Annotated in this window: 12 protein-coding genes; 3 read left to right on the forward strand and 9 right to left on the reverse strand. The window is 46.8% G+C overall.

Annotated features, from left to right (window positions below):
• The first annotated feature begins 14 nt into the window (after positions 1–14).
• Positions 15–1466: a hybrid sensor histidine kinase/response regulator gene (locus tag QE357_RS19860; protein WP_106637097.1), complete on the forward strand. Its 1452-nt coding sequence runs from the start codon at positions 15–17 to the stop codon at positions 1464–1466.
• A 78-nt stretch (positions 1467–1544) separates the two neighbouring features.
• Here QE357_RS19860 and QE357_RS19865 read toward each other — a convergent pair whose 3' ends face one another.
• Positions 1545–2738, reverse strand: coding sequence for a nucleoside permease (locus QE357_RS19865; protein WP_106637021.1), 1194 nt, complete (start codon positions 2736–2738; stop codon positions 1545–1547).
• A gap of 249 nt (positions 2739–2987) precedes the next feature.
• Between QE357_RS19865 and QE357_RS19870 the strand changes: the two genes are divergently transcribed.
• Positions 2988–4817: a phospholipid carrier-dependent glycosyltransferase gene (locus QE357_RS19870; RefSeq protein WP_309711145.1), complete on the forward strand. Its 1830-nt coding sequence runs from the start codon at positions 2988–2990 to the stop codon at positions 4815–4817.
• Positions 4818–5228: 411 nt separating this feature from the next.
• Here the strand turns inward: QE357_RS19870 and rpmH are convergent, their stop codons facing one another.
• Entirely contained in the window at positions 5229–5387 is a 159-nt protein-coding gene (gene rpmH, locus QE357_RS19875) for a 50S ribosomal protein L34 (protein WP_093208143.1), read from the reverse strand.
• 396 nt (positions 5388–5783) lie between these two features.
• On the opposite strand from rpmH, the gene QE357_RS19880 reads away from it, so the two are divergent.
• A complete protein-coding gene (locus tag QE357_RS19880) occupies positions 5784–6242 on the forward strand; it encodes an Rrf2 family transcriptional regulator (protein ID WP_106637024.1) in 459 nt (152 codons plus the stop codon).
• Positions 6243–6279: 37 nt separating this feature from the next.
• Here the strand turns inward: QE357_RS19880 and QE357_RS19885 are convergent, their stop codons facing one another.
• The 7 genes from QE357_RS19885 to QE357_RS19915 all read right to left on the reverse strand — a co-directional run bounded on the left by QE357_RS19885 (position 6280) and on the right by QE357_RS19915 (position 16938).
• Complete coding sequence (locus QE357_RS19885; RefSeq protein ID WP_309711157.1) at positions 6280–7128, reverse strand: N-acetylglucosamine kinase; 849 nt, start codon at positions 7126–7128, stop codon at positions 6280–6282.
• An 18-nt stretch (positions 7129–7146) separates the two neighbouring features.
• On the reverse strand, positions 7147–8325 hold the full coding sequence (locus QE357_RS19890) for a VWA domain-containing protein (protein ID WP_309711160.1): 1179 nt from the start codon (positions 8323–8325) through the stop codon (positions 7147–7149).
• A 3-nt stretch (positions 8326–8328) separates the two neighbouring features.
• Positions 8329–10548 carry a DUF5682 family protein gene (locus QE357_RS19895; protein ID WP_309711163.1) on the reverse strand — a complete coding sequence of 740 codons (2220 nt, stop codon included), beginning with the start codon at positions 10546–10548 and terminating at the stop codon, positions 8329–8331.
• Positions 10545–11624: an AAA family ATPase gene (locus QE357_RS19900; RefSeq protein WP_307141517.1), complete on the reverse strand. Its 1080-nt coding sequence runs from the start codon at positions 11622–11624 to the stop codon at positions 10545–10547. Before QE357_RS19900 ends, QE357_RS19895 begins: the two co-directional genes overlap by 4 nt.
• A gap of 125 nt (positions 11625–11749) precedes the next feature.
• The gene (locus QE357_RS19905) at positions 11750–13261 is read right to left on the reverse strand and encodes a DUF5691 domain-containing protein (protein WP_309711167.1); all 1512 of its coding nucleotides are present in this window, start codon (positions 13259–13261) and stop codon (positions 11750–11752) included.
• A gap of 3 nt (positions 13262–13264) precedes the next feature.
• Positions 13265–14590: an SWIM zinc finger family protein gene (locus tag QE357_RS19910; protein ID WP_309711170.1), complete on the reverse strand. Its 1326-nt coding sequence runs from the start codon at positions 14588–14590 to the stop codon at positions 13265–13267.
• 662 nt (positions 14591–15252) lie between these two features.
• Positions 15253–16938 (reverse strand): PepSY-associated TM helix domain-containing protein, encoded by a 1686-nt coding sequence (locus QE357_RS19915; RefSeq protein ID WP_309711173.1) that lies wholly within the window; start codon positions 16936–16938, stop codon positions 15253–15255.
• Between the last annotated feature and the right edge of the window lie 6 nt (positions 16939–16944).

Here is a 16944-nt window from a genome sequence, read left to right on the forward strand (position 1 = left end):
AGCAGGGAGGACTTATGAATAACTTTACAAAGATTCTCATTGTGGATGACGATGAGGATGATTATCTGCTCACCAGCGATTCGCTACGGGATATTCCGGGCAATCACTTTACGCTGGATTGGGCCAATGGCTATTCTACAGCTCTGGCTAAACTTAAAGAGCAGCAACCCGACATCGCTTTCGTTGATTTCTTCCTAGGGGCCAAAACAGGGCTTGATCTCATCGAAGAGGCCAATGCGATTGGCCTGCGAACACCCATGGTTTTACTTACGGGCCGGGGCGATCGCAAAGTAGACGAAGAAGCTACTCGTCGAGGTGCCGTGGATTATCTGGTAAAAAGTGATCTGAACGCTGAAAAACTCGAACGCTGCATTCGTTACACCCTGGAGCGGACCACCACACTTAATAAATTACGTGATAGTGAACGCCAGTACCGCAGTTTATTTAATCAATTGCGGGAGATGATTTTTCTGGCCAATACATCGGGTGAATTTCTGTATGTCAATCCCAACGGTAGTGAATTACTCGGATATACTCCCGAAGAATTCACGAAAAAACGGATGGCAGAAATCTTTGAAAGTACCGAACGCTATGCCCTCTTCATGACGATGCTGGAGCAGTTTGGTGAAATTGAAGATTTTGAAGTAGCTCTGCAAACCAGTCAGGGTGACAAACGTTACTGTACGATCTACGCCAGTTTACAAACCGATGGTTTTGGTAGTAAACAAATTCAGGGTATTGTGCATGATATCACAGCCCGTAAAAAAGCAGAACGCGATACTTTACTCACGGAAAAACTGGCGGCTACGGCTCGTCTGGTTCGCACGCTGGCTCACGAAGTTCGCAACCCGCTGACCAATATTAACCTGTCAGCCGATGAGTTACTGACGGGTATGCAGGAAGAAGATCTGCTGATGTACCCGCAGATCATCAAACGCAACTCGCAACGCATCAATGATTTGATTTCAGAGCTACTGAATTCTTCTCGTCAGGCAGAGATCAACCTGGCCGATGTTTCTGTCCATCAGTTGCTGGATGAAACACTGGCTCTGGCACTGGATCGAATTCAACTTAAAAACATCACGCTTCAAAAAGATTACGGCGAAGACTGCTTCATTAAGGTAGACAAAGAAAAAGTCAAAATTGCCGTTCTTAATATCATTGTCAATGCCATTGAAGCCATGCAGCCCGAAGAGGGCATTCTGCACGTTCAGAATCATGTGGCAGGCGACTTCTGTTACATTTCCGTGGAAGACAATGGTTCAGGCATCCCGGCTGAAAACCTTGGTCGTTTGTTCGAGCCTTATTTCACTTCAAAAAACAATGGCATTGGGTTGGGTCTGGCGGCAACACTGAGCATTATTCAGTCGCACAAAGCCCGCATCGACGTAGAATCAGAAGTGGGCCGGGGAACCAGTTTCACTATTACTATTCCACTCGCAGGAACGGAAGTCGAAGCCTTTTAGGCAAACCTCTAGGTAAGAACAAAAAATCCCTCGCTAACTACTAGCGAGGGATTTTTTGTTCTTACAACCAACGGTTACTTATGCATTAATTTCGGTTTTTCTTTCCCGGAAAACGGCAATGAATAGTAATAAAATAACGGCAGCAATGCCCGCGGGTACCATCCAGTAACCACTCCAGTTCATGCCTGTCGATGTTGTAAACGTATCTTTTAAAACACCGGCAATGTACGAGCCAACGCCCATACCCACGCCATATGTAGCAAAGCTAATCAGACTTTGTGCCTGAGTTTTGATGCGTTCACCGGCTTTATTATCCGTATAAATCTGACCCGTTACAAAGAAGAAGTCATAGCATACGCCGTGCAGGATAATCGCCAGGTATAAAATCCATTCTCCCGAACCCGCATCGCCAAAGCCAAAACAAAGGAAACGTAAAATCCAGGCGATTAAAGCAACAATGAAGGTCCACTTCACGCCCAGGCGGCTGTAGGATAAGGGTAATAAAAGCATGAAAATAACTTCTGAAGCCTGCCCTAAAGACATTTTGTTTTCGACATTCGCCATGCCAGAATCCGTTAAGGAAGGGTTGGCCATGGCGTAGTAAAAGGAAAGAGGAATACAGATCAGAATCGAAGACAAAAAGAAAATCGCAAACGAGCGATCCTTAAATAATACAAAGGCATCCGTACCCAGAATCTGAGAGAATTGGGCCGGCCCCGCCGCCTTGGGAGGCGTGTCCGGTAAAAAGAATGAGAAAATTCCCAGTAGTAGCGAAGTAAGCATAGCAAACTGGAAAATCGTTACCTGATCCCCTACGCCGAGCGAACCAATGATATTAACCACTACAATCCAGGCTATTGTCCCCGCTACCCGGATGTTAGGAAATTCTTTTTCAGGACTCGCCATCTGATTCATGGCAATGGTAGTAGCCAGAGCCAGCGTAGGTGTAAAGGTTAAACAGTACGCCAGAATCAACCAGAAAAACGTATCGGGATTATCGGCCTGAGTTAAAAAATACAAAACACCTGCCCCCAGCAAATTCAGCACACCCATCACTTTCTGAGCCGAGAAATAACGGTCGGCAATCATCCCCACGAAAAAAGGAGCAATAAGCATGGCAATGGAAAAAGTCGAGAAGGCGGCCCCCTGCTGCTCACCCGTCGCTCCGAGCGTCGTACCCAGGTACTTGGTTACCTGACCATACCAGGCCCCCCAGGTAAAAAACTGGAGAAACATCATGATCATTAATTGAATCCGTACGGAAGACTTCATTTTTGAAATGTTTAATTTAGAGTATAAGCGAAGAGGAAAATCATAATGTTATGCGACGTGGAGAGGCCATTTTTTTGCAATCTAACTGCGAGTTTAGCAGTTTTTAGGGAAACTATTCGACTCCGTAGACGAGTTTGAGAATCAAATCGGCAAAAGTTCTTCTTTACTTCATCGAAAGGCCGTTCCCACTTCTTTCGAGTTGTGTGGAATTCAATTGTATCTTTGGGCAGATCGAAAGCTGGTTCATGAATGAAAAATAAAGCCACTACACCTTCTTCCCCCCACCCCACCCCTGCGGCTACCCTGGGGGTTTCTTCGGAAAAGCTATTACTCTTTATCTATGCTTTTTTACTAATTGTCATTGGCTGGTTTGTCTTTCAGTACATTTTTGACAAGAAAATCTCCCTTACCGGAGATGCCACGGATTATTATATCCTCGGGAAAGCCATCGCTCAGGGGGACGGCTACGTGGGTATTACCGGGCCAGAAAAAGTACCAGCGAATCACTTCCCGCCGGGTTATCCCTTCGTAATTGCCATGATTATGAAGTTTTTCTCGACCAAAACCACTACCATTCAGGGATTCAACGGCGTTTTTCTCATCGCCTCTATTCTTTTGATGTTCGACTTATTCCGCCGCATGAGTCGCAACATTCACCTGGCTTTTGTTAGTGCTTTACTGGTACTGCTGAATTTCCATATTCTTCAATACTCCACCATGATGATGAGCGAGCTGACGTACTTCTTTATCTCGCTGCTCTCCATCTGGCTTTTTGTACGAGCTGATTTAAGTCGCCCCGCCTGGAAAGATCCTTACTTCTGGGGTTTTATGATTGGTGTCGTTTGTTCGTATTACGTCCGGCAAACGGGTCTGATGATATTGGCGGGCGTAGGGCTTTACCTGCTGTTTCGTAAGAAATGGCTGCACATTGGGTTAATGGCCATAGTCTTTTTTCTGGGAATTCTGCCCTGGCAAATTCGGGCTTCCAAACTCGGCGGTGATAGTCACCTTCGCGATATGCAGATGATTAATCCGTTGCGGCCTGAAGAAGGCACCGTGCAGGGTTTTAGCGGCTGGGTCGAGCGATTTTATCATAATACCGAGCGTTACCTGACCCGGGAAATTCCCACGGCCACGCTAAGCACCAACGTAGAAGATTATTCAGTACCCGTGTCTTCGGAAGAATGGATCGGCAGTTTGGTACTGCTGGCTATTATGGCTTTGGGCTGGTACCATCTCAAGCAGTATCGGCTATTAATTGCCGGATACGGACTGGCAACTTTTGCCCTACTACTCATCTACCCTGAAGTCTGGACGGGGAATCGACTCATGATTCACATCGTGCCTTTCTTTGTTTTTTGTGGCATTTATGGACTGTATTACCTCATCATTTTAGCTCTTGCGAAAGTAAAGGTTACGAATCGTGTAGTTACTCAAACGCTGGTGCCGCTCCTGTTTTTATTACTTGTTCCGAGTTTCGTGGGGCAAACGGCTACCGAAACGCGGGAAGGCTCGGGACTTAAGTATTTACGACAATTTGCCCGGGTTCCCAATTACGATCCGGCACACGAGAACTATTTTCAAGCAGCAGCCTGGATTCGGGAATACGCTCCAAAAAACTCCATGGTTATCTGCCGAAAGCCAAGTCTATTCATTGTTTTTTCGGATAGCTACGTTACCAATTACCCATTTACCGAAAACCAAAAGGATTTTCACGATTACTTAATCAAGCGAAAAGCTGATTTTGTCGTCATTGATGCCCTAGGTTATTCCTCGACGCCTCGTTACCTGGTACCCTATGTACAGGCCAATCCCGATCAATTTGAGATTGTGGTTCAATTGCAAAATCCCGATACTTTCCTGTGCCGTTTTCATCCTGAATTCGGCTGGCATGGTGCCTACAATGCCAAAGGTATGCCGGCTGGTAAGGGAGAATACCGCTTTGGCGATGGACGCAAACTGGTAGGCACGTTTACGGATGGCAGAATGATTAGTCTGACAGGAGAAGGAGAATTCTTCGATGCCAAGGGCAATAAACTGGGAGCCGCCCGCTTTGAAAACGGTCAGCAAAAGAATTGATGAGGTTCTTTTGTCGCCTCTATTAACAATTTAAAGGCAATAAAGCCACCTTTTCTCCGCCCTGGTTGGTGAAGACACCAGTCAGGACGGGAGTCCGTGGGTAACTCCCTAACTTGCTTGCAGGAGAAACCAGATGCGATAAAGTCGCGTCTCTACTTTGAAAACAAAAAGGACGCTTGCCAGGGTAAGCGTCCTTTTTTTACGGAAAATCTTCTACCATGGTTGGTGTCCTCACCAACCACTGTGCTTATTAATGGCTGTGAAGACACCAGCCAGGGCGGGAGGCCATGGGTAACTCCCTAACTTGCTTGCAGGAGAAACCAGACGTGATGAAGTCGCGTCTCTACTTTGAAAACAAAAAGGACGCTTACCCTGGGCAAGCGTCCTTTTTGTACGGAAAATCTTTATTGACTATTGTTTGTGACGTTTTTCGTCAGAAACGGTCAATTTCCAGCGACCACGGGCACGGCGAGCTGCCAATACACGACGACCATTAGGAGTGCTCATCCGCTCGCGGAAGCCGTGCTTGTTGCGACGCTTGCGATTTGATGGTTGGAAAGTTCTTTTCATTGCCTTATTTATTTATTTGGTTACCTGTTATCCGTCCGAGCCGTTGTTACGAAACAGACAACGGATAACTCATTTTTTCAGAATCGAGCGGCAAAATTAGCCAGAATTTTCTGTTTCCCAAGACGTATGCTTGAAAAAAATGGATTTTTTCTCACTAAATGTCGTTATTCATTCGGAAAAGTCTACTAGAACTTTCATTTTATATAAAATAAATTGACGTAACCGGAGTTTGGGGATGTAAAAGGCTTAGTCTGAAGTGAAAGTATTTAATAAGAATTATATAATTTCATCGAACAGGGAAGCCTTTCTGTCCTAGGGAAATGATAGATATGGTAAACTTTTCGTAGATTCAAAGCAAAATTGACAAAGAACCGCTCTTAAGGTTACTTCATCATTATGATTTCTAAAAAAGCCAAATATGCTCTTAAAGCCCTGAAAGTGTTGGGTCAGGAGTACGGAAACCAAAAGCCCGTTTTGATTTCCTACATTGCCGAACAGGAAAAAATTCCCAAGAAATTTCTGGAGGCAATCCTGCTGGACCTACGCAATCATGGCATACTCCAAAGTCAAAAAGGCAAAGGAGGAGGATACATGCTTCGAATTCCACCCGAGGAAGTAAGTTTTGCAAAGGTCTTACGCATCATTGACGGACCTATTTCGCCTACCCTATGCGTATCGCTGTATTTCTACGGGAAATGCGATGATTGTGCCGATGAGCACACCTGTACGCTGCGAAATGTCATGCGAAACTGGCGGGATGCCAACCTTCACGTATTAGAGCAAAACACGGTAGCTGATTTACTCGAAAACAAGGTAGCATTGGAATCCACTGAAAACACTACCAATCTTTCTTAATGAAAAGGCTGTTGAAGAAATGTTCAACAGCCTTTTTTTATGATTTCCCCTGATGATAAAGCGTCAATCCGGCAATGGGTGTTTCCATGATTACACCGATGGTAATATTCTTTTCCCGGGCGACTCTTCGAATAATATCCGAGTAATAAAACGCTACTGAGCCCGTCAGACTAACCCGGTAGTTTGAATAGTCTGGATATTTTTGAACGTACTTTTCAAAGAATAAACCAAAGGCATTCGCTGCAATCTGATAGGCTGCGGCGTCAGTTCTGTTATCAAAGAGAAACTTGGAAAATCCGGCAAAATAGCGATTGGGAAAGGGCTTTTGATACGCATTTTCCAGCACTACGTCCCGGTTTAGGTTTGGGTAACGCTTTTCAAATTTTTCGTGTAAGGCTTGGGGTAACTCTTTGTGGAGATAGGTCTGTACGAGCGTTTTCCCCAGATAACCGCCGCTACCTTCGTCCCCCAGCCAGAAGCCCAGGGTATCTACTTTATGGGTGATTTCACCGTTTTCAATCTGACAGGTGTTAGAGCCCGTTCCTAAAATGCAGGCAATGCCCTTTTCCCGCCCACACAAGGCCCGGGCCGCTCCCAGCATATCGGAATGGGCTTCGATGTGTTCAGCTTCCGGGAAAACGTCCTTTAATCCATCCATGATTACCTGAGCCTTCTCGGCTCCCGTAACCCCTGCTCCATAGAAAAAAATAGCCGTTACCAGCTCTTTTACTTTAGGCTTCAAACTCAGCTTTAATTCATGAGCGATTTGCTCGGAACTTTGGTAAAAAGGATTAAATCCAACCGTACGGGCTTGTCCCACACTTCCGTCATCGGCCAGCATCCGCCAGTCGGTTTTTGTAGAACCACTATCAGCAATGAGTTGCATGTCTTTTGTCTTTCGTAATTATCCCTTCAGAGCAATGTCCTGATCGCCCGCCCACTGCTTTAAATCCTGTTTGTTAATAGCGGCAGCCATCACTTCGGGAAAAAGATCGGGAGTGCAGGCGAAAACCGGAACGCCCAAATCTCCTAAAAACTTCGCGTTTCTCGCATCGTAATACGGAGCTCCTTCATCGTTCAAAGCCAGCAAACAGATTAATTGTACGCCAGAAGCCACAATTTCCTGCATGCGTTGCCGCATTTGCTGCTGATTTCCGCCTTCGTATAAATCAGTAATCAATACCAGAATCGTATCGTTAGGCTTTTGAATAACCGTCTGGCAATACCCCAGAGCCCGGTCAATATCTGTTCCACCTCCCAATTGAACTCCGAAGAGCAAATCTACCGGATCATTTAAATCTTCGGTCAAATCCACAACCTCGGTATCAAAAACGACCATGCGGGTTTTTATCGAAGGAATGGAGGCCATAACCGAGCCAAAAATGCCCGAATACACCACCGAACTTCCCATCGAACCCGATTGATCCAGACACAAAACGACGTCTTTTAAACTGCGGCGGGTTTTGCGTCCAAAACCAATGAGATCTTCGGGAATAATGGTTTTATAGTCTGCCTGATAATGACGGAGGTTCTTACGAATCGTCGAAGGCCAGTCCATTTCATTGAGCCGGGGGCGACGGTTCCGAACACCTCGATTTAAAGCTCCGGTAATAGCCTGAATGGTATTCTGTGAAAGCTTTTCCAGCAATTCATCCACCACTTTCTGGACCACCCGGCGAGCCGTGTCTTTGGTTTTGGAAGGAATGAGTTTTCCCAGTTCCATTAATGTAGCTACCAGATGTACATCGGGCGTGGCCTGCTCCAGAATTTCAGGTTCGAAAAGTAGCTTTTTTTGCAGGTCCGGCTTTTGCAAAGCATCCTGCTGCATGACTTGTACGACCGAAGCAGGAAAATACTGGCGAATATCTCCCAGCCAACGAGCTACATTAGGCTGCGAAGCCCCCGAGCCCCCTTTCTGGTTAGGTCCGTATTCAAACTTGCCTCGTTGTTCAAAATCATACAGAGCCGATAAAGCTTCATCAATCTGCTTTTCCTGGTCGTTTAGGCTCACGCCCGTTCCGTCCGCGTTCTGGCCTCCGAGTAAGAGTCGCCAGCGTTTAAGCGTTTCTTCTTGCTTTTCCATTGCTTACATCAATCCTAAAAGTGCCGCCATAGTGGGTAGACTCGCCTCGGCTCGTTCAAAGTCAAAATCATCCGTCGTCAGGCTTACCGTCCGAGTGGGTAATGCGGGTAAGCTCTTGGCTTTCTCCCCCAGCTTTCGGCGTTCAGCAGCTTCAAATTCGGCAAAGGTTCGCCGTAAGACGGGCAGTTGCTCGATGAATACCTCGTTATCTAAGTCGGCTACCCAGGTATAAAGTAACTTCCAGAGAATAGGATCGTAAAGTAAGATGAGTCCACTCCCTTTTAAGAAACCTTCCAGCCAGGCCGCCGAATAAGCGGGTTCATACCCTTTGGACAAAGCCTGTTCAAAGAGCTGAGCCATGGTTTCTTCCGAGAGCAGGCGGCGATCAAATAGTAAACGGCTACTACCGCCTTTTAACAGCGGCGGAATCTGCTCTTTATCGGCTAATACTTTCAGCGTATTTTGCCATTCCAATAGAAGCGGCTCGATCTCTAAGAGCATCACTGATTCATCCACCTGACGAATCAGCGTAAACATTTTTCGGGCATTGTCATCATCCAGTCCATAACAGGCCGTAGGCAAGCCGATACAGATGCGGGTTAGCAAACTTTCAACGACCTGCATTAAGGCCGAGAAATCCGTTTTACGAACGTTTCCATAGCGACTTACGGTTACTAGCGGCGTTAAGGCCGTCATCAGCTCCTGCATATCGGCTGAAACCGTAGCCAAATCGCTAATACGGGTAATTAATCCGTCTAATACTCCGAATAACTCGGCGGGGATGGCCGCTTCGAGTTTGGCAGCTAATTCGGTAATGGAGGTGCTTTTTTTGCTTTGATCGAACAACAACTGCGTAGCTGCGTCTTCAATCCGATTACCCCAAATGGCTTTTTCAATCAATTCGAGAATCGACTCGGGTCGCCAGCTCAGTTGCCAGCCTTCCTTGAAAGTTCCCTTACTGGAAGTTCGAACCAAATCTGCCCAGGTAATGTCTAATACCCGCAAACGGTGCAAGAAAATACTCCGACTCAGATCCAGTTCTTTGCGAAGGTCCAACTCCAGGTATTTGCGATCCTCCCGAATTTCGAGCCGAAGCTTCTTTGCTTTTGTTTCAAAATCGGTTTGAATTGGCAGTTTTGGTAACTCCTGAGGCACGCTTCCCATGCGGTAAGCCATAATAAGCTCATCCTGCACGAGTCGCATTAGGATGCCTTCACCCATGCACATGACCGACTGGGTGGCTTCATTTAATTCACGAAGTCCTGCTCTGGGTAAGTTGCGAAGAATGGCCAGTGACTCCGCCAGTCGGTATGCTTCAATGACGTGAGCCGTAGAAACGTCTACTTTTTGCTTTCGAAGCAAACGGGCCACTTTTGTTAACCACCATTCGCCAAGATCATCCGGGTTTTTCCAGCGGTGTTCATACCATCCCGGCGAGTGAATGCCTGCTCCGTAGCCGCTCCACCAGCTCATACGGGAATTGGTCCAGGGAATCCAGGTCAGGCGAACTTTGGTTTTAGCCAAACCTTTGATCTTCTGAGCATCTTCTTTTTTCGTCGTCTTCAGATCACCCAAAGCTGGTACGTGCCAGGCTCCACAAATGACGGCAATGTTTTCAAAGCCTTCTTTCTGAGCTTCGCGAAGCGACTGTCGCATAAATGCTTCCCGAACTTCATCGTTTGTTCGATCGATGCCCTCTTCAGCTTCACGGCTGGCCTGCATCGTTAACTCAACGGCCTGAAAATACGCTTCGCTCTCGCCCTGGCTCATATCCTGTTCAAAGCGTTCTTCCCACCAGTCGTGGTAATTATCATAGCCCGCAAGCCGGGCCAACTCTTCCAATGGAAAAACCCGCCGCTGGGGCTGCTCGGCATTTTCAAGTTTATCGAGCTTTTCAACCGCTTTGGTAGCCAGCGAGTGCACCAAAGGCATATCCGTCATGCGAACCGGAATGGACTGCTCCTGAGCATAGCGAACCGCTATCCATTCGGGTGAGAATTCGGCAAAGGGATAAAAAACGGCTTTCTGCGGATCGTCCGCATCGTAAGCCAGGATGGCCACGGGAGGCGTTAGCTCCTTATGAGCCATCCAGTGTAAAAGTTCGGTCAGTTCCGGCGGACCTTCCACCAGAATCAGATCGGGCTGTACTTCGGCCAGCCGCTGCTGCACCTGCCGGGCCGAACCCACCCCGTGGTGGCGAATGCCAAGCAAATGAATCCTCATAGGCTTAATTCCTTACAGGCCCGGTAAATGTCACGGTAATTTTCGCGGGTTTTAAGGACCGTTTCCAGGTATTCGTTCCAGACGACTTTATCCTGAACGGGATCTTTTACGACGGCTCCAATCAAGCCCGCCGCCAAATCCTCAGCCGTTACCCTACCATCGCCAAAATGAGCCGCCAGAGCCATGCCGTTATTCATTACCGAAATGGCTTCGGCGGTACTCATCGTACCCGATGGACTTTTAAGTTTGGTTTTTCCATCTTCGCTCACCCCTGAACGTAGCTCGCGGAAGATGGTAACCAACCGCTGTACTTCAGCTAGCCTAGGTAATTCAGCGGGCAGTTCCAAGCTTTTGGAAAGACTACTTACCCGACGCTGCACGATGTCCACCTCTTCATTCATACTTTCGGGCACGGGTAAAATCACAGTATTAAAACGACGTTTCAGAGCACTGGATAACTCATTAACCCCCTTATCACGGTTGTTGGCCGTGGCAATGACGTTAAAACCTTTGGTAGCCTGCACTTCGGTATTAAGCTCTGGAATGGGAAGCGTTTTTTCGGACAGAATAGTAATCAGCGTATCCTGAACATCGGCGGAAATCCGGGTTAATTCTTCAATTCGGGCGATTTTCCCGTCTTTCATCGCCCGCATCATTGGTGTAACCACTAAAGCGTTTTCGGAGGGTCCTTCGGAAAGTAGACGGGCGTAATTCCAGCCGTAACGAATGGCCTCTTCGCCCGTTCCGGCGGTTCCCTGAATCAATAACGTTGAGTTCCCCGAAACGGCAGCGGCCAAATGTTCAGCAACCCAGGATTTAGCCGTTCCCGGTAAACCGTAGAGTAATAAAGCCCGGTCGGTTGTCAGTGTTGCCACCGCAATTTCCATCAAGCGACGACTGCCAATATATTTGGGACTTACCTCAAATCCATTTTTCAGCGTACCTCCCATTAAGTAAGTTACTACTGATTGAGGCGTAAGAATCCAGTTGGGGGGACGTTGGCCATTATCCTGCTTTTGAAGTTCTTCTAACTCGTGGGCAAATTGCTCTTCGGCGTGTTGGCGTAAAGCGTTCATGGTAAAATTTTAGTAGGTTAGAATGAATTACGTTCTTGTAATTAGTTAATGATCTATTATTGGGCTACAAAACACGGCCTATCAACCAATAACCGCAGCGGCGGCCGCCCAGAACTATCAACTCCTCATAAAGCTCGAATCCAGCGGCGAAGACTCAGAATTTCTTTCAGTTGAGCAGCTAATTTTTCTTCACCGGAACGGTAATACGAAGGCGTGTTTTCGGGTAATAATCCATCTATTTCAGCATCCGAAAACTCATACCAGTACTCACTGGCCTGCCGGGCAAAGTCCAGATACACGTGTGAGCTTTTCACGAGTTCAAGCAGTTCCTGAAAAATGTGTCGACTCAACTCCGCCGACCACGAGCCCTGCAACAGCTCATTTTTTTGGAGATATAACTGCCGGAAAGGGATACGTTGCAAGATGAACTGGTAATCCTGAAGCGAGAACGTGGTAACGCCCGTAAAGGAAACGCCTTTTTGATAGGCTTCTACAAATAATTCGGGCACATTAAAGCGAACCGAGGCGAGCAATAAAGCTTTATGGCGAGCCGCCGAACGGTCGGCCTTGGCGTTTTCAATGGTAAAGAATTTCACCACGCCTGCCCAGTCCGTTTTTAAGGCTTCACGCCAAATTTGGGGATTGGTCAAAGCTACCGCTTCCCAAAACCAGTAATCACTTAAACTCTGGTATTGATAAGAATCTGGATTTTTATCATAAAAGCCCCAGTCCTGAGCAAAGCGTTGCAGGGAGAAAAAAGTGTCTTCGCCTTCGGGTAAAACCAACTTGGGCGTAGAAACTAATCCCAGTAACTTCTTTTCCCGAATAATGTACGTAGGAAGGTTTTGCTGCAAAAAAAGCTGTTCGGCTCCGGCGGATAAAAGGGCTAATAGGCGAAAAATAAGCTGTCTGGTTTCCTGCGTTAAAGGTTTGTTCCCTTTTAATTCCTGCTGAATGGCTCTTAAAAAGGCCTCGTCGTCCTTAGAAAGATTCAGGGATAATACTTCCAGTAACTCTTTTCTTTCGCGGGCCGCGAGTTCGCTCCAGCTTTCTTCCAGTCGCTGGCGAGCCAGCGTGGGATTTTGTTCCCGAAAAGCATACAAAGCCTTCTTTCGTTCAGCAATTTTTCCTTCCTGCCAGCTTTTTTCCCAGTCTGTTTCGGCGGCCTGTTGCCAGGGGGAATGAAACGAGCGTAACCACTCGCCCCGCTTGCCTAAAACGGGAAGAAGGGATTTTTGAACCTGAGCATCTTCGACATTAAGTACCTGCACTAAATGAGCACTAGGGATCACCCAGTCTTTTTCCTGAAGCTTTTGTAAGTAAAGGCTCAGTAACGTGGCGTTCAAAGGCTGCTGATCGAGAAGCCTTTTTAGTAAATCGACGGCTTCCTTTGGAGCTTCCAGGCGGCTTTCCTGTTCCGCTGGCGTTATGGCTGGTAAGTCCATCAGGGCCCGTTTTTTCCCTGAACGCTCGTATTGATAGGTCAGGGCCGCTGCTGTCAGAAAAAAACCTTCCCGATCCTGCGGGTCGGCCTTAGCCAGTAGTGTTTGGATGGACTGCGGTAAGCTTTCGGAAGAAAATTTACTTTTTTCCGTTCCCAGCAAAGCTACCTGCACTAATTCATTCCAGGTATTCATGGTTTAAACGGATAAAAGGTGATAAGTGGCATCCAGTTGAAAGCCTAAAGGATATACGTAACCCTCGCTGTAAAGGATGGCTAAACGCATGGGCTGACCGCCACTCAGAGCTAGCAGTTGAAGAATTTTCATCTCATCAAAAGCCGAATCAATGGACATTACCTGGCTTTTGTTATCGCGAAGGAACCAGTCATTTTCAGCCTTTACGAGTTGAAGCTGATCCACCCAAAGGGGAATTTCATCGGCCCAGGGCTGAGCTTGCCAGATTTGATTTAAAAACGTTTCGGCTTCGGAAAAATCCGGGAAAGCATTTGCTTCGAGGTATGTATTTATATAACCCCTGTGCTCAGCAACCAGAGCCCTGAAAGGAAAGGCCGAAGGATAAAACTGGAGCGTAGCTTTAGAAATTCGTCCCGGTACAAGCGGCGTTTCTACGCCCGCATTTTGATAAGAAAAGTTGAGAATCAAGGCGATTCGACCCGACGTATACCCATACAACCAGTTCTGCTGCACGGTAATGCGATCTTCCTCCCGGCTCATGCGGCCCAGCACCAGCCAGTCGTCGGTGACGCTTTCCGCTTCTTCGCCCAGATCTTTGGCAGACCGGCCCCACCCAATGGCATTTTTAACATCTTCCTGAAGCGGAGGCGGTAACTGAGGAAGGTTTTTAAAGGCTTGCGTCCAAAGGTATAATTGACTGCATTGCTTCAATACCTCACTCTGCCAGTTGGAACCCGAATAAGCGATATGGTTAAACGCTTTCACTCCATTGGCCAGACCCGTAGCCTGAGCATCGACCATGCGGGCGGCGGTTTGCTCAAAATAGCGAGGCCCCTTTTCGGGCACGCTCAGGGTTCCTGTCCGCACCATATCTCGCAGCCACTGGCTAAGCTCCCCTACCCCGGCCTCTACTTTCTGGTAACGTTGCTGTTGGCGTTTGAGCCGGTCTTTTTCCTTTTGTTCGGGATTAACTTCAGCGGCAGGCTCGGCAGCTTTTTCGGCTTTCGTCTGACGTTTACCAATCCATTCACTCACCCAGGCGGGTTCATCTTCCGAATTTTTAAAACCGGGAGCGGATTTGGCAAAAAGTAATAGAAGGCCGAGTCCGTGCTTGCAAGGAAATTTTCGACTCGGGCAGCTACACTTGAAAGCGGTTTGCTGTAAATCAACCTGCGTTCGGTACGGTTCCTTGCCACTTCCCTGCACTTCGCCCCAAAGAACCCGAGAATTATAGGATAGAGTAACCCATTTATTTTCGACGGCTAAAGCTTTTCCCGCTTTCAGCGAGGCAGCATCAGGAGCCAGTTGTACGACCTGCTCTTCTGTCATAAATTTTCACGTAGGCTTAGCTTAACAATGCTTTTGAAGGGCCGTAAAGAAAGGAAAAGATGCAGGAAAACTGCTTAAAAAAGTCACAAAAATGCTAGTATATCTCTACAAATAACTATTATTCAGCTAGTTAATAAACTTACAGATTCATTATCAGCAAGAGTCTATCTGCTGGCTTTTTCTTTTGTTTTTATACCTCCAGCCTATCATTCAGAGCGAAGCAAAGAACCTTATTTCCCTTTCAATTACTTTCTTGTGAATAGATTAGCTTGGCTACTTACCCTACTTCTCTCGCCATCGCTCAGCTTTGGCGGAGGTTAGTAAGGATGTTTTTATTTAAGAATACATGTTCTGTAACTAGCTAAGGATTCGCATCCTACTGGCCAGAGGCCTAGAGCTGAGCGACGGCGGCGTTTCCTCAAGATCAACTACTTTCCTAATAGTAATAAGGTCCTTCGCTTCGCTCTGGATGACAGAGCGAGGGGTAAGCTCTTCTTCCTAACATACTCTCAAACGAAGAGAGAAGCCTACAGCCTTTCATTCAGGACAACCTATAAATCAGTGAGAGTATTAACTGTAGCCTGCAAAGAAAAAGAGTCCAACTAAACATCAGATGGACTCTTTTCTTTCTAACTAATATAGTGACTTAAGCCTTATCCTGACTACGCGTGACTCATCTGACCCACTTTGTTTTTTGAAGTTTCTTCGCTGGGCTGAAGGCGTTGTTTCTGCACTATTTTCCAGAGAACAAATCCGCTCATCAGGGAAAGAATCAGGAATAATACATCGATGAAAAGAATATCGTAGGCCTGGCGGCTAAAGGTATTCCAGAACCAGTTTCCGCGAACGATGCCGTCGAGTACGGGCAAGAGAAAACAAGTCACTGCTGACAAGAACGTAGACTGACGATTGACCAGATCCAGATCTTTACGAACCAGGAAATACACACTCAGGATTAACCAGGGATAAAAATACCAGTGGTAAATGTCGCTTTGTCCGGGTTTTTCCAAGAATAACAGACTTATCATCGTAAAAGCCGTTACAGGTAACAGGCTCAAACTCGAAGAGAGGTATACGTTTGCTGTCCAAAAATTAAAGGTACGTTTACGAGCAGGAATGTTCTTCTTATCCCGAGCTACCAGCCAGATCATGACCCCCGAGTTAATCACCAGGCACCCCATAATACCCAGTACAAAATAGATAACCCGAAGGGGTCTTCCGCCAAAATCACCAAAGTGCAGGTGGTAAATGAACCCTTTAACTGTCTGGATGTACGAAGGCATTTCCAGTGGCGAGCTTTCAGAGATAAATTTCTGATCACGAACGCGGTAAATGATTTCTCCTTCTCCATTCAACTGAGCATCGGTATGGGCTTTAGCCTGCACAATAACGTGCATGTTTTCATCCCCATAGTTACGGATGGCCACCATACTAATGTCACTTTTCTGCCATTGCTGCTGGACCTGACTAACTAATCCATTGATATCGAAGGAGGCCATTAAAGGCTTGTTTGCGTAGGGATACTCGGCCTTTACTCCATAGCCCAAATCCTGATAGATTTTCTCTTCGTTTCCCTGGTAAAACAGCTTGGTATAAGGAATAATGAAAAATGAATTAAAGATCAGAATAATACCCGTCAAGGCAAAAACGAGCTGAAAGGGAAAGCCAATTACGCCTAAAACCGTATGTAAGTCGGTCCAGACTGTCTTCCATTTACTCCAGGGTCGGAAGGTAAAGAAGTTAGACCTTAGTTTATCCCAATGCAGTAATAAACCCGTAATCAGGGCGAAGAGGAAGATGAAAGAAATAATTCCCGCCAGCATATACCCAAAAGGCACCCCTATGCGGAAAGGGAAAACCTGATTGAGCTGAGCCAGAAAGTGCAAGCGATATAAAAATTCGCCTATGGTATAAGAAGAGGCGTAATCTGCTTCTTTCTTTTGGCTGAAGTTATAAGTAAAGAAAGCGGAGTCCTCGTCACCGCGTCTGCCCCGACCGCCGCCGCGTTTGGCTTCCGGCTTTTTCTTGGGCTTATTCATCTTTTGCACGACCGGGTCGTGCGAGGTACTCATGGCGACGTAGGCTCCCACCGAATGACGCTGAATGGTAAAATCCACATCCCGTCCTTTGAGGGTATGATGCCTGGAAAGAGAGTCCAGGATGAAGTTGAAATCCTTCGTAATTTTTCCTTTGTGACTTACATACGACTCGTTTTTTTGCCAGGATGCCAAATCGTCTTTGAAAAATGAGAACGAACCTGCAAAGAACATCACATACAAAATGGCACAGATGATAATGCCGCTGATGGTGTGCGTATTAAAGTAAATGTTATACTTCCGGTTATCCATAGCCAA

Source organism: Siphonobacter sp. SORGH_AS_0500 (assembly GCF_031453245.1).
Classification (GTDB): Bacteria; Bacteroidota; Bacteroidia; order Cytophagales; family Spirosomataceae; genus Siphonobacter.

Coding starts and splice junctions, on each gene's coding strand:
- QE357_RS19870 (WP_309711145.1), top strand. CDS start 2,988: ATGAAAAATAAAGCCACTACACCTTCTTCCCCCCACCCCACCCCTGCG.
- QE357_RS19890 (WP_309711160.1), bottom strand. CDS start 8,325: ATGGAAAAGCAAGAAGAAACGCTTAAACGCTGGCGACTCTTACTCGGA.
- QE357_RS19895 (WP_309711163.1), bottom strand. CDS start 10,548: ATGAGGATTCATTTGCTTGGCATTCGCCACCACGGGGTGGGTTCGGCC.
- QE357_RS19860 (WP_106637097.1), top strand. CDS start 15: ATGAATAACTTTACAAAGATTCTCATTGTGGATGACGATGAGGATGAT.
- rpmH (WP_093208143.1), bottom strand. CDS start 5,387: ATGAAAAGAACTTTCCAACCATCAAATCGCAAGCGTCGCAACAAGCAC.
- QE357_RS19905 (WP_309711167.1), bottom strand. CDS start 13,261: ATGAATACCTGGAATGAATTAGTGCAGGTAGCTTTGCTGGGAACGGAA.
- QE357_RS19880 (WP_106637024.1), top strand. CDS start 5,784: ATGATTTCTAAAAAAGCCAAATATGCTCTTAAAGCCCTGAAAGTGTTG.
- QE357_RS19915 (WP_309711173.1), bottom strand. CDS start 16,938: ATGGATAACCGGAAGTATAACATTTACTTTAATACGCACACCATCAGC.
- QE357_RS19900 (WP_307141517.1), bottom strand. CDS start 11,624: ATGAACGCTTTACGCCAACACGCCGAAGAGCAATTTGCCCACGAGTTA.
- QE357_RS19910 (WP_309711170.1), bottom strand. CDS start 14,590: ATGACAGAAGAGCAGGTCGTACAACTGGCTCCTGATGCTGCCTCGCTG.
- QE357_RS19885 (WP_309711157.1), bottom strand. CDS start 7,128: ATGCAACTCATTGCTGATAGTGGTTCTACAAAAACCGACTGGCGGATG.
- QE357_RS19865 (WP_106637021.1), bottom strand. CDS start 2,738: ATGAAGTCTTCCGTACGGATTCAATTAATGATCATGATGTTTCTCCAG.